Origin of the sequence: Microbulbifer sp. CNSA002 (genome assembly GCF_047324085.1) — a bacterium.
Classification (GTDB): Bacteria; Pseudomonadota; Gammaproteobacteria; order Pseudomonadales; family Cellvibrionaceae; genus Microbulbifer.
The window spans coordinates 1042409-1055473 of the sequence record NZ_CP172449.1; the positions used below are offsets into that span (position 1 = coordinate 1042409).

At 53.0% G+C, this 13065-nt stretch carries 10 protein-coding genes; all 10 read left to right on the forward strand.

Features of this window, described 5'->3' with window-relative positions:
* Positions 1 to 582 precede the first annotated feature (582 nt).
* Positions 583 to 2544 (forward strand): cytochrome c peroxidase, encoded by a 1962-nt coding sequence (locus ACG1BZ_RS04550; RefSeq protein WP_413664561.1) that lies wholly within the window; start codon positions 583 to 585, stop codon positions 2542 to 2544.
* A gap of 355 nt (positions 2545 to 2899) precedes the next feature.
* Entirely contained in the window at positions 2900 to 3676 is a 777-nt protein-coding gene (gene pilW, locus ACG1BZ_RS04555) for a type IV pilus biogenesis/stability protein PilW (RefSeq protein WP_413664562.1), read from the forward strand.
* Positions 3666 to 4622, forward strand: a complete 957-nt coding sequence (locus tag ACG1BZ_RS04560; protein WP_413664563.1) for a RodZ domain-containing protein — start codon at positions 3666 to 3668, stop codon at positions 4620 to 4622. Before pilW ends, ACG1BZ_RS04560 begins: the two co-directional genes overlap by 11 nt.
* A gap of 98 nt (positions 4623 to 4720) precedes the next feature.
* On the forward strand, positions 4721 to 5833 hold the full coding sequence (ispG, locus tag ACG1BZ_RS04565) for a flavodoxin-dependent (E)-4-hydroxy-3-methylbut-2-enyl-diphosphate synthase (protein WP_282934070.1): 1113 nt from the start codon (positions 4721 to 4723) through the stop codon (positions 5831 to 5833).
* A 58-nt stretch (positions 5834 to 5891) separates the two neighbouring features.
* On the forward strand, positions 5892 to 7154 hold the full coding sequence (hisS, locus tag ACG1BZ_RS04570) for a histidine--tRNA ligase (protein WP_413664564.1): 1263 nt from the start codon (positions 5892 to 5894) through the stop codon (positions 7152 to 7154).
* A 70-nt stretch (positions 7155 to 7224) separates the two neighbouring features.
* The gene (locus tag ACG1BZ_RS04575; protein WP_413664565.1) at positions 7225 to 7932 is read left to right on the forward strand and encodes a YfgM family protein; all 708 of its coding nucleotides are present in this window, start codon (positions 7225 to 7227) and stop codon (positions 7930 to 7932) included.
* A complete protein-coding gene (gene bamB, locus ACG1BZ_RS04580) occupies positions 7932 to 9095 on the forward strand; it encodes an outer membrane protein assembly factor BamB (RefSeq protein WP_282934067.1) in 1164 nt (387 codons plus the stop codon). Before ACG1BZ_RS04575 ends, bamB begins: the two co-directional genes overlap by 1 nt.
* A gap of 146 nt (positions 9096 to 9241) precedes the next feature.
* Positions 9242 to 10639: a ribosome biogenesis GTPase Der gene (gene der / locus ACG1BZ_RS04585; RefSeq protein ID WP_413664566.1), complete on the forward strand. Its 1398-nt coding sequence runs from the start codon at positions 9242 to 9244 to the stop codon at positions 10637 to 10639.
* A gap of 167 nt (positions 10640 to 10806) precedes the next feature.
* Positions 10807 to 12270, forward strand: a complete 1464-nt coding sequence (locus ACG1BZ_RS04590; protein ID WP_413664567.1) for an NAD-dependent succinate-semialdehyde dehydrogenase — start codon at positions 10807 to 10809, stop codon at positions 12268 to 12270.
* Between the two features lie 24 nt (positions 12271 to 12294).
* Positions 12295 to 12978 carry a tRNA (N6-threonylcarbamoyladenosine(37)-N6)-methyltransferase TrmO gene (tsaA, locus tag ACG1BZ_RS04595; RefSeq protein ID WP_413664568.1) on the forward strand — a complete coding sequence of 228 codons (684 nt, stop codon included), beginning with the start codon at positions 12295 to 12297 and terminating at the stop codon, positions 12976 to 12978.
* The last annotated feature ends 87 nt before the right edge of the window (positions 12979 to 13065 follow it).

The following is a 13065-nucleotide window of genomic DNA, read 5'->3' on the forward strand; positions in this document are numbered from 1 at the left end:
TGGTTGCGTCAAGAGCGCTTTGCGTTTCCCCTAAGTTGGATTAGCCGGCTATTTGCCGGTAGTCACCGCTAAAAAGCTGTCGGTTATTTTCGGCAGCTTTTTTTAATCTATCTGAAACAATCCTGATACAGTTTGTTCTTACAAACTCTTCTTGCTTTTCCCACCTCTGATTCAACGGCGCAAAAATATTTTCATTGGGGTTTGGGTGTTAACGCCCAAATTTCAGAGATTGAATTTACATATTTTCTAAAGCAAACACTGAAACTACTAATTTTTATTAAATTCCTGACTATGAGAACGGATGTAGTAGCTTACTGCGACCTTATTAGCAGTTATTCCCGTTTTAAGTCATTACAGTAGGCCCTGGGAGTAACTGGATATTTTCGCAATGCCGCTGATTTTCAGGTCGGTTCACAACCACTGCGAGGCTCCCTAGATCTCTCATTAGGTTGCAACGCAGAATTTATTCTTAGATATAGTAAGTGTTTCCTTACCCTTTGATGCCAGTGCTGGCACTTAGGTCTGTATTTGCTGTCCAGAACTCGGAATAAGAAAAGGTCATTGACGGGCAGGTCAAGAACTATGAATGTTGATAAAAATCAAATCACACTATCGCTAACGGCTCTGGTAAAGCTGCTGGTCCTACCTCTATTTCTTGTGATGGTGGGCTGCGGAGGAGGTGGTTCCTCAAGTAGTGACAATGACACACCTACTGAAACTTCTGATACTGGCAGTGATGGTGATTCTGGTTCAGGTGATGATGATAATGGCGATGGCGATGGCGATGGCGATGGCGATGGCGATGGCGATGGCGATGGCGATGGCGATACAGGCTCAGGTCAGGGAATTATTCCTGCAGAACTGATCGGCAACGCATTTTCCGGTACCAGCATTGGTCTTTCCTGGGAAAGCACTGGTGCGACCTATGTTATCTATCGTGGCAGTGAACGAATTGCTGAGACGACTAGCGGATACCATGTCGATGAAGGTCTCTCATCAGACACTGAATATACCTACTCAGTAACCACCGGCGATGTCGACAGCGAAGATGAGACCGCCAGCGTCACTGCCAGAACATTGGTAAATAATACTAATGACGGGCTCAGTAATGGTTCTGATGCAGATGGTTCTGATAGCCGAATTTCCGATTTTGATGAATGTCAAAATGCGCGTTCAGCGGTCAATATTGCTGATGGCAGTCTCGATAGCTGCTTACAGGCAGTGCTGGATGACGTTGGTATGGCCGAGCAGTTGGAAGATATGCGCGCCTTTGCTGCCCGGGTCAGAAGTGAACAGGACCCTGCCATGGTAGAGCTGGGTATGCGCTTGTTTCACAATAAAAACCTGAGCGCTGATGGCGATGCATCTTGCTCTTCCTGCCACCACCCGGCAATAGGTTGTGGTGGCGATGACTTGTCCATGCCAGTTGGCGTTGATCCCGTTGATGCTGAATTAGTCGGTCCCGGTCGCTCCGACGGGCAGAATGAAGTTCCGCTGGTACCTCGAAATGCCCAGCCTATCTGCAATGTAGCCCTTTGGGATAACGGTTTGTTTTGGGATAACCGAGTGGCGATCAATGGTAATGGAGGGCTCAGGACAGACTCCCGGGATGTTACTCGCAACACAGAGGCGGCCGTGGGTACTGGTACCCTCGCACTGATGATGGCCCAAGCCCACTTCCCGGTCACAGAAGCTGCTGAGATGGGGGATATTACCCAGTTCGGTTACGACGATACCAGCGATGATGGTTTTACTGATTATCGTGAGGATATTCTCGCTGAAAAATTAGCCCAGGACTCGTGGGGTGCAATGTTTACCGCAGCATTTGGCGATTCGGCAATTAACTTCAGCAGAATTGCAGAGGCAATTGCCTCTTACGAAGCGGTGCAAATTTTTATCGATAACCCCTTCTTTGATTATGTTGATGGAGACCTTGCGGCCCTCAATAACGATGAAAAGCGAGGGGCAATTACCTTTATGACACGAAATTCAGGGTGTACAAATTGCCACTCAGGAGCCTTTTTCTCTAATCAGGGGCTGAGAGCTGTCAGTTATCCACAGATTGGTGTTGGTAAAGATGAGAGTGGCAGTGGCGCTGACTTGGGTGGTAATGGAAGCGGCAGTTTCCGCACGCCAACGCTGCTTAATGTGGCGCTCACTGGCCCCTGGGGGCACGCAGGTCAGTTCGGTACATTGAAAAGAAATGTCGAGCACTACACTGGTCGAGCCGACTCTGTTTCCCAGTATTTCACCAACAGTGAGATGTGCGATTTGGATCAGTTTGCAGAGGTGGATGAGTGTGCCGCGAAAGTTGCCCCCAATGGCCAGGCACTGACTGAAGCACTGTTGGCTGAAAATGGCGACGGCGCTGTGAATTTGGACGTCGAGGAAGTTGATTTACTGGTAGCGTTCCTCGAAACCCTAACTGATCCAGATGCGGCAAATACTGACTCCAATGCAGTCCAGTCATTGATTCCGCCGCGGGACACTGGTCCAGATGGCATGCAGCTGGATGCGGTTGACCAGGAAGGTAATCAACTCTAACTCTTCTAAGCCCTTTTTACTTATTCCGCCGGTACACCGGTACTGGCGGATTGACAATACTCGACAAAGTCATCACTAAATGGAATTGATTGGGTTTTAGGGCTGCAACTGGCAAGGCTTTCCGGCAGTATAGGGATTTGGAAAGTGCCAGCTGAGGCGGAATCAGATTTCTCACACAAAATACCGATATGTACTTTTACCACTGCCAGTGGATGCCGGTGGTCGATGTTGGGTTTTGCTGTGTTTTGCGGGCTTGCTTTGTCCAGGGATTGGCGTTAGCACTCATTGGTGTATTGGTGACACCCGCGCAATCTCGCTGGGCCGATAAGTGAAAAATAAAGATACAGGTGATGTAGTGTCCGCGAAATTTAAGAGCCTGTCGCTCCTGGTGCTGCTCGGTACTCTGCTGGGGGGGTGTGTAACCTCTGGGATGCCCGAGCGCAAGGAAGTTGACCTGGATAAGGCATTGGAGACCCATGTTCAGTTGGGGCTTCGCTATTTGCGGGACCCCAACAGCAGGGAGCAGTCCCGTCGTCATTTTAATCGTGCTTTGGAATTGGGCAAAAAGAACCCACTGGCACATCACGGTCTGGCACTGCTTTATCAAGCGGATGGTGAGCTGAATATTGCGGAATCTCACTTCAAGAAAGCCTTGCGCTATAGCGACGGGTTTTCCATGGCTCACACTAATTACGGCGTTTTTCTCTATAAACAAGAGCGCTATAAAGAGGCCCTCAAGCAGTTCGAACTCGCCTCTACAGACCTCACCTATAATCGTCGATCTTTTGCCTTGGTTAACTACGGTCGTACGGCCGCGCGTCTGGGTCTCACCGACAAGGCGGAAGGGGCCTATGCCAGGGCGTTAGCGCTGAACTCCGATTTGCCGCTGGCGTTGATCGAAATGGCTGAGTTGAAATTTAACGCCGGTGATTACGCAAAATCCAAGGCGTACCTGGATCAATTTAGTGAAAAGAATCGCCAGACACCCCAGTCACTGTGGCTTGGGATTCGTATCGAGAAGGTGTTTGGCAATCGTGACAAGGAGCGGAGTTACGCCCTTGCTTTGAAGAATTTGTACCCGTACTCTGCGGAGACACTGAAATATCAGGAGTTGAGTGGTAATGACGGATAGTAGTCCCGAACACTGCGAAGGTGGTGAGGTCGTATCCAATACGCAAACTTCTAAGGGGTCCGCTGGCAATCTTTTGCTGGCGGCTCGGGAAGCGGCCGGGCTGTCCCGAGAGGAGTTATCGCAGCGCCTGTGTATTATTGATAACACAGTTGAGTGGATTGAAAGCGATAATTACGAAAAGCAGCCAGAAGCTGTCTACACGCGAGGCTATATCCGCAATATTTGTCGCGAGTTGAATATTCCTGCTGAGCCGGCTTTGGAAGCCTATGATAGGGATCGGCCGCAGCCAGCACAGCGCAGTGAATCCCGGCGAACCACTAAAGCCGAGGCATTTCGCCCTGAGCGCAAGCGCGGACATGGTGCCCTGGCCCTGATTCCCCTGTTGCTCGCGGGTGGTGTCTTCTGGTGGAAGTACGGTACTCCAGTCAATATTCCCGGTATGCCCATGGGTGAGGATACTGCGGACCTGGTTGCCGAAGCCCCCGTTGCCAGTGAAGTTGTAACTGATCCGGTTACTGAAGTAGAGGGGCAGGAAGTTGCAGTTGAAGAGTTGAGCTCAGAGCCATTTGCACCAGCATCAAATGGAGTTGCTGATGTTCAACTTGAGGTTGGCAGTGCTGAAACGGTGGAGAATAAACCCGCTGCTTCTGTGGAAAAAGTGGTTGAGCCTGTTCCCTCCCAAGTAGCCCAGTTGGACCAGGCCCTGAAAGGCGCTTTGCGGCTTCGCTTTGATGAAGATGCCTGGGTTGAGGTGAAAGACGCACAAGGTGTGATTTTACTGGCCGGGGTCCAAGCTGCTGGCAGTGCCAGATCTTTAGATGGAGATGCTCCATTTGAGCTGATGTTGGGAAATGCCCGTGCAACCCATGTGGTTTACCGCGATGAAACTATCGACAGCCAGCCTATTGGCGACCGCCGCACTCGTCGTCTGATTGTCGGCGATTAAGATGATCTTCCCCGTTTGGGCGCGAACCCTGTAGGTTTGCGCCCAATCTCTCTATAATCTCCCCTCGATTTTTATCAGTAATACCACCAGGTCAGCCTATGCAATTTGAATCTCCCATTGTCCGCCGCAAGTCGCGCCAGATCATGGTGGGTGATGTACCGGTCGGAGGGGATGCCCCGATCTCGGTGCAAAGTATGACCAACACCGAAACCTGCGATGTAGCAGCTACTGTTGGCCAGATCCAGCGCCTGGAACAGGCTGGAGCCGATATAGTGCGGGTTTCTGTGCCCAGCATGGATGCCGCAGAGGCGTTTGGAGAAATTAAAAAACAGGTGAATGTCCCGTTGGTCGCAGACATTCACTTCGATTACCGTATCGCCCTGCGGGTCGCAGACCTGGGGGTGGATTGCCTGCGTATTAACCCCGGCAATATTGGCCGAGAGAAGCGTATTCGGGCCGTAGTGGATAAAGCTCGCGATCTGAATATCCCGATTCGTATCGGTGTCAATGCGGGCTCCCTGGAAAAAGACCTGCAGAAAAAGTATGGCGAGCCCACGCCGGATGCTCTGGTAGAGTCGGCGCTGCGCCATGTATCGATCCTCGACAGCCTGGACTTCCAGGACTTCAAAGTCAGTGTAAAAGCATCCGATATCTTTATGGCCACGGCTGCCTATCGCAAGCTGGCCCAGCAGATTGAGCAACCGCTGCACTTGGGTATTACCGAAGCTGGCGGCTTGCGTGCCGGCACAGTGAAGTCGGCGATTGGTCTCGGTGCCCTCCTGCTCGACGGTATCGGGGACACCCTGCGGGTTTCCCTGGCTGCAGACCCGGTGGAAGAGGTCAAAGTGGGCTGGGATCTGCTCAAAAGCCTGCGTCTGCGCAGTAAAGGTATTAACTTTATTGCCTGCCCCAGCTGCTCGCGCCAGAACTTCGATGTGGTGAAAACCATGAATGAGCTGGAGACGCGCCTGGAAGATGTGACCACACCGCTGGATGTGGCAGTAATTGGCTGTATCGTCAACGGCCCCGGCGAAGCGAAAGAAGCCGATGTAGGCCTGACTGGTGGTACCCCAAGCCATGCCATCTATGTGGATGGGCAGCCGGACCGCAAGTTTAAGAATGAAAATCTGGTGGATGATTTAGAACGCTTGATTCGCGAGAAGGCGGCCGCCAAGGCCGAGCGCGAAGCGGATATCATCGCCAAGGCGTAGAGGGCAACAGCTCCCTGCGCAAGACCCAATTAATTGAGTGAAAAATTAAGGAACAGCGTTGAAACAGCTTCGCGCAATTCGCGGCATGAACGATCTGCTACCGGAACAGTCCCCGGTATGGCAGTACGTGGAAGCCACACTGAGTGAACTTACTAGTCGCTACGGCTACACCGAAATTCGCACTCCCTACCTGGAGTCGACCCAGTTATTTTGCCGTGCGGTGGGCGAGGCTACCGATATTGTCGAGAAGGAAATGTACACCTTTGATGACAAGAGCGGTGACAGCGTTACCCTGCGCCCTGAGGGCACAGCGGGCACTGTGCGTGCGGCGATCCAGAGCAACCTGCTGAACCAGCCACAGCGCCTATGGTATTTCGGCCCTATGTTCCGCTATGAGCGCCCACAGAAGGGGCGCCTGCGTCAGTTCCACCAGTTTGGTGTCGAGGTGTTTGGCATTCAAGGGCCGGATATCGATGCAGAAATCCTGATCATGACTGCGCGACTGTGGCGTCAGCTGGGTATCAGCGAACATGTGACCCTGCAGCTCAATTCCCTGGGTAACGCCGAGAGCCGCGCAGCTTATCGGGATGCGCTGGTCACTTATTTAAGTGAGCGTCGTGACCAGCTGGATGAGGACAGCCAGCGCCGTCTGGAGCGCAATCCGCTGCGAATTCTCGACAGTAAAAATGCGCAAACTCAGGAACTGCTGGCGGATGCGCCCTGTCTACTGGACTTCCTCGATGAGGAATCCGCCGCCCACTTTAGTCAGTTAAAGGCACTTTTGGACGGGGCTGGCGTTAAGTATGAGATCAATCCCAAGTTGGTGCGCGGTCTCGACTACTACGGAAAAACTGTATTTGAGTGGGTGACCGACAGCCTCGGTGCCCAGGGCACTGTGTGTGCCGGTGGCCGCTATGACGGCCTGGTAGAACAGATGGGTGGCAAAGCCACTCCGGGCGTGGGTTTTGGCCTGGGTGTTGAGCGCCTTGTATTGATGCTGGAAACCCTAGAAGTGTTGCCTGAATCCCTTTCGCAACAGGTAGATGCCTACCTGGTTGCCGTTGGTGATGTACAATCAGCTGCCATGACAGCCGCCGAGCAATTGCGCGACGAGCTGCCCTGGTTGCGACTGCAGTTGCACTGTGGTGGAGGAAGCTTTAAAAGCCAGATGAAGAAAGCTGATAAGAGCGGCGCCGATTATGCGCTGATTATCGGCGAAGATGAGGCTGCAAATGGTCAGATAACTGTGAAGTACCTTCGCGCTGACCAACCGCAGCAAACGCTGGCACCAAAAGAGCTGGCAGCACTGCTGCAAGGCTGAAAGAAACACTGAGGGAGGCGGAGGCCCCCGCCGGGAAAGTTAGTAATCTACAGGAAAGGCAAATTACCCAATGGCTGAGCATCTTACCGAACAAGAACAAATAGAAACGCTGAAGCGCTGGTGGGCGGAAAATGGCAAGGGAATTGTGACTGGCGTTGTGCTGGCCCTGGCCGGTTACTTCGGTTATCAGTGGTGGCAGGGAGATCAGCGCACTAAGGCTGAAGCGGCCTCTGACCTGTACCAGACTTTCGTTGAAGCGGTCTCCGCCAACAACAATCAACCGGACAACAAGCAGCTTACCACTGCCAAGAATGTGGCCGAGCAGCTGAAAGACGATTTTGCCAAACGTATCTACGCCAGCCAGGCTGCACTGCGTCTCGCGGCTATTTCAGCGGAGAGCAATGACCTGGAAGCTGCCGAGCAGCAGCTGCAGTGGGTACTCGACAACACCAGTGAAGCAAGCCTGGAGTTGCTCGCTAAACGCCGCCTGGCCGCTGTTTTGGCGGCCCGTGGTGAGTCCGATGAAGGCCTGAAATTGCTCGAGGGCACTGTACCCCCGGCATTCGCGGCCCTTTATTCTGAGACTCGTGGTGATATCCTGAAGCAAAAGGGTGACATCGCCGGTGCGCGTGCCGCGTACGAGCAAGCACTGACAGAGCTTCTGCCAGAGCAAGCGGGCAACACCCAACTTCTGCGCCTGAAGGCTGAAAGCCTGGCGGTAACCGAGAGCAGTGACGCTCAGAACCAAACCGAGCCTGTATCTGAGGGAGACGAGTAATGGGATTTCTGAATCGCGCTGCGGGTCGCACTGCAGCGGTGGCGCTAGCGGTGGCCCTGGCTGCCTGTGCCTCTAATGACGAGAAGGAAGATGTCGACCCCGTCGAACTGGTGGATATTAACTCCACTGTTGCCCTGCAAGAGGTGTGGTCTGCCGATATTGGCGGTATTGACCAAAAGCGTTACGCGATGCTGCAGCCGAGCCTTATCGATGGTCGCCTGATAGCTGCCAGCAGCGATGGTGAAATCAGTGCTTTTGATCGCAGCTCCGGGCGCAAGCTCTGGGAGACAGATCTGGATGTAGATCTGAGCGGTGGTGTGGGTACTGGCCTGGGCATGGCGGTAGTCTCCGACTACCGCGGCCGCGCTGTGGCTCTGGATCTCGAAAACGGCGCTGAGCTATGGAATTACCAGGTCTCCGGCGAAGTAGTTGCCGCTCCAGCGATCGGTGCTGGCGTGGTTGTCCTGCAGACCGTAGATGGCAAGCTGGTTGGCCTCGACGCTACCAGCGGTGAAGAGTTGTGGAGCCACAATACCAATTTGCCAGTACTGACCCTGCGCGGTACTGCAGCACCTGTTATTAGCGGTGGTATGGTGATTGCCGGCCTGGATAACGGCAAACTGCTGGCCCTGGACGCCCGCGATGGCATTCAGCGCTGGGAACAGCGAGTCGCTATTCCCCAGGGCTCTGCGGAGCTGGAGCGGGTAGTTGATATCGACGGTGCTCCAGTAGTGCGCGGTGATTTGGTGTTTGCCGCCAGCTACCAGGGCCGTGTTGTCGCCCTGTCCAAAGATAATGGCCGCGGCCTCTGGGCTCGCGATGCCTCTACCCACCACGAAGTGGCAGTAGGTGGTGGCCATGTCTACCTCAGTGATGCCTCCGGTAGCGTCTATGCCTACAATGTGGGCAGCGGCCAGATCGAGTGGAGTAATAACGAACTATTGCGCCGCGAATTGAGCGGACCGGCTTTCTTCCAGGACGTGGTCGTTGTGGGTGATCTGGAAGGCTACCTGCATGTGCTGGACCCCAATTCCGGACAATTTATTGGCCGCGAGCAGGTGGACGGTGATGCGATTCGCATCCCCATTCTGGTTGATGGCGACCTGATATTTGTGCTGTCGGATGACGGCAAGTTATCAGCTCTACGCCTCGCTGATTCCTGATAATCGCAGCCAACTGACGAGAGGCGGACAGGCTGTCCGCCTTAGGGCTTAGAGCCCGCAAATGGAGCCTGCTGCGCAGGCAAGTTGAAATCGCCCGCCTCGCGCGGGCTTTTGTATTTTTTTATACGGCTAAAACCAGAATTTGTATGCTGCCAGTAATTGCCCTGGTCGGGCGCCCCAATGTGGGCAAATCCACACTTTTTAACCGGTTGACCAAGTCTCGCGACGCTTTGGTGGCCAACTACGCCGGGCTTACCCGCGATCGCAAGTACGGTGAGGCGGAGATCGACGGGCGCAAGCTGTTACTGGTAGATACCGGTGGTATTTCCGGTGGCGAAGAAGGCATCGATGCGGCTATGGCCGAACAATCCATGCAGGCCATCGAAGAAGCAGACTTCGTACTCTTTTTGGTGGACAGCCGCGCCGGCCTGACCCCAGCCGACGAGATGATTGCCGAGCGCTTGCGCACCCGCTCCAAGCCCACTTTCCTGGTGGCCAACAAAGTTGATGGGGTAAACCCGGATATTGCCCTGGCACCTTTCTATGAGTTGGGTATTGGTGAGCTTTTCCCGACGACTGCTACCCACGGGCGCGGTGTTCGCTCCCTGATGCAGCGGGTCATCGAGGACCTGCCCGAGCAGGAGATTGAAGAGGAAGCCGAGGAAGCGACCGGAATCAAGATTGCCATTGTGGGCCGCCCCAATGTGGGTAAATCCACCCTGGTTAACCGCCTCTTGGGTGAGGACCGGGTTGTTGTCTACGATCAGCCCGGCACAACCCGCGATAGCGTCTATATCAATTATGAACGCGACGAAAAGCCTTACACCCTGATCGATACTGCGGGCATTCGCCGCCGGAAAAATATCAAGGAATCGGTGGAGAAGTTCTCTATCGTCAAAACCTTGCAGGCGGTGGAAGATGCCAACGTGGTGGTGCTGGTGATCGATGCCCGCGAAGGCCTGGTGGACCAGGATATGCACCTGATGGGCAGCGTGGTACAGGCGGGACGCGCGCTGGTAGTTGCCCTGAACAAATGGGATGGGCTGGAAGCGGATCATCGCGACTATGTGAAAGCCGAGTTGGAGCGCCGCCTGCGCTTTGTGGACTTTGCTGATGTGCACTTTATTTCTGCACTGCATGGCACCGGTGTTGGGCATCTGTACGAGTCCATTGAGGGTGCTTACCAGAGCGCTACAGACAAACTGTCCACTAATCACCTCACTCGTATTCTGGAGTGGGCGGTAAGTGAGCACCAACCACCTTTGGTGCACGGACATCGTATCAAATTGCGCTACGCTCACGCCGGTGGACAAAATCCGCCGGTTATTGTGATCCACGGTAACCAGACTGAGCAGGTACCGGCACATTATGTGCGCTATCTGGAGAAGACTTTCCGCAAGGCTCTGGATTTGCACGGTACTCCGGTAAAAATTGAGTTCCGCACCAGCGCTAACCCCTACGCGGACAAAAAGAACAAGCTGAGTGACCGCCAGAAGGCCAAGAAACGCCGCCTGATGAAGTTTGTTAAAAAGAAGAAAAAATAAGAGGCGGTAACTTAGGTTACCTGTAAGCCGGCAAGGGATACTGCCGGTTTGCGCACCACTCCAGCTTCTACAGCCTTAACCCACAGTGGAATGGCATTGTGGGATTTCTATCGTACCAGTGATCCCGTTTTTGATGGGGCCAGGGAAGAAACCACAAGGAGAATACGATGTTGAAGCTGAAGAATCCTGCATTGCTGCGCAACCAGTCCTATATCAATGGCCAGTGGATTGACGCTGATTCTGGCGATACCTTCGATGTGTTGGACCCGGCAACTGGCAAGGCGGTTGCCAGTATCGCCAACTTGGGGGCAGATGAGACTCGTCGTGCTATAGAAGCTGCTGATAAAGCCTGGCCTGCCTGGCGCGATACTCCGGTAAAAGAAAGAGCGAAAATACTCAGGCGCTGGTATGAGCTGATAATTGCTAACGCCGATGATCTAGCCATTATTTTGACCGCAGAGCAAGGCAAGCCGCTGACGGAGGCCCGTACTGAAATTGTGTATGGTGCTAATTATGTCGAATGGTTTGCGGAAGAAGCCAAGCGCGTCTACGGGGATGTTATTAGCCCGCCTTCCAGTGATAAACGGCTCTTGGTTATCAAGCAGTCGATTGGTGTGACCTGTTCTGTAACGCCATGGAATTTCCCCAGCGCTATGATCGCACGCAAAATGGCTCCCGCTATTGCCGCAGGCTGTCCATTTATTGCCAAGCCCGCCTCCGAAACACCTCTATCCGCACTGGCACTCGCAGTTCTCGCTGAGGAAGCGGGAATTCCCCCAGGTGTTTTTAATATTGTCGCAGGGGATAAGGCACCGGAGATTGGCGCAGAAATGACGGCCAATCCCTTAGTGCGGAAATTTACTTTTACCGGCTCTACCGCTGTCGGAAAATTGCTGCAAGCCCAGTGTGCAGCAACCATGAAAAAAACCTCTATGGAATTGGGGGGTAATGCCCCATTTATTGTTTTTGATGATGCCGACATTGGCGAAGCTGTAAAGGGCGCAATTGTTTGTAAATATCGCAATGCCGGTCAAACCTGTGTATGCGCCAATCGCATTTTCGTGCAGGAAGGTGTTTACGATGAATTTGCACAGAAATTTTCCGCTGCGGTAAACCAGCTTTCCATGGGCAGTGGTTTTGATAGCGGTGTCGACATGGGCCCTATGATTACCACCAAAGCAGTGAAGAAAACGGAATCTCTGGTGGAAGATGCGCTGCAAAAAGGCGCGCAAACCTTAGTTGCTGGTGGTCCCAGTACTATGGGGGAATGCTTTTATTCTCCCGTAGTATTGGGTGGGGCCACCGATCAAATGCACTTGTTCAAAGAAGAGATCTTCGGTCCGGTAGCTCCGCTATATAAATTCTCCTCTGAAGAAGAAGTCATTAAAATGGCCAACGATACGGAATTTGGTCTGGCTTCTTATTTTTACTCCAGGGATATCGGTCGTATTTGGCGTGTTGCAGAAGGACTTGAATACGGTATGGTCGGTATCAATGAGGGTATTATTTCCAACGAAATGGCACCCTTTGGCGGTGTAAAAGAATCCGGGCAGGGGCGCGAGGGCTCAAAATACGGTATTGAGGATTACCTGGAAATAAAATATCTGTGTGTCGGCGGTATTGATAAGTAGTTTATAAAAGTGTTTGGATTTTAAATGGTTGTAGAGCCTATTGCGCGGGTGCATTCCTGCTTTGGAGAAAAGTTTGGAGTGCCCCGCCAGCCACTATTGGCGGATGCCAGTCGCGCCAGTATTGCATTGCTACCCCCCCTGGATACGCCAGATGCAGTTGCGGGTCTGGAGCAAAATAGCCATATCTGGGTAGTGTTCCAATTTCACCAAGCCGCTGGGCAGTGGTCAGCTAAAGTGCGCCCGCCCCGTTTGGGCGGCAATAAGAAACTGGGTGTACTAGCCACTCGCTCGCCTTTTCGTCCCAATAATATCGGGCTGTCAGTAGTTCGTCTTCTGGAGGTGCGCACCTCTCCTAAAGTGGAGTTGATAGTTGCCGGGGCAGATTTGGTCGATGGTACGCCAGTATTGGATATTAAACCCTATGTTCCCTATGCGGATGCGTTAACGCATGCGCAAAGTGAATTTGCTGACGCAGCTCCAGTGCAAATTCCCGTTACTATCCCCGAGTCAGTTCTGAATAAAGCCAAAGCCTACCGCGATGACTGGGGTACAGATCTCCCCCGTTTAATTGAACAGGTGTTATCCCAGGATCCAAGACCGGCATACCAAAAGACCGATCCACAGCGCACTTATGGCATGCAATTGTGTGAATTCAATTTGCGTTGGCGTTATACCGATGCCGGAATAGAAGTGGTGGCACTAGAATAACCCTCGACCAGCTAGTTTCAGTATTCTGCAGTAAGTCAGGATGTGTCTCCTCCATAACTGTCTAGGGTTCGGAACGGATATGTCATT

Excerpts from the sequence above, each read along its gene's own strand:
- ACG1BZ_RS04550 (WP_413664561.1), top strand. The coding sequence starts at position 583 with ATGAATGTTGATAAAAATCAAATCACACTATCGCTAACGGCTCTGGTA.
- ACG1BZ_RS04560 (WP_413664563.1), top strand. The coding sequence starts at position 3,666 with ATGACGGATAGTAGTCCCGAACACTGCGAAGGTGGTGAGGTCGTATCC.
- ispG (WP_282934070.1), top strand. The coding sequence starts at position 4,721 with ATGCAATTTGAATCTCCCATTGTCCGCCGCAAGTCGCGCCAGATCATG.
- ACG1BZ_RS04575 (WP_413664565.1), top strand. The coding sequence starts at position 7,225 with ATGGCTGAGCATCTTACCGAACAAGAACAAATAGAAACGCTGAAGCGC.
- bamB (WP_282934067.1), top strand. The coding sequence starts at position 7,932 with ATGGGATTTCTGAATCGCGCTGCGGGTCGCACTGCAGCGGTGGCGCTA.
- der (WP_413664566.1), top strand. The coding sequence starts at position 9,242 with ATGCTGCCAGTAATTGCCCTGGTCGGGCGCCCCAATGTGGGCAAATCC.
- ACG1BZ_RS04590 (WP_413664567.1), top strand. The coding sequence starts at position 10,807 with ATGTTGAAGCTGAAGAATCCTGCATTGCTGCGCAACCAGTCCTATATC.
- tsaA (WP_413664568.1), top strand. The coding sequence starts at position 12,295 with ATGGTTGTAGAGCCTATTGCGCGGGTGCATTCCTGCTTTGGAGAAAAG.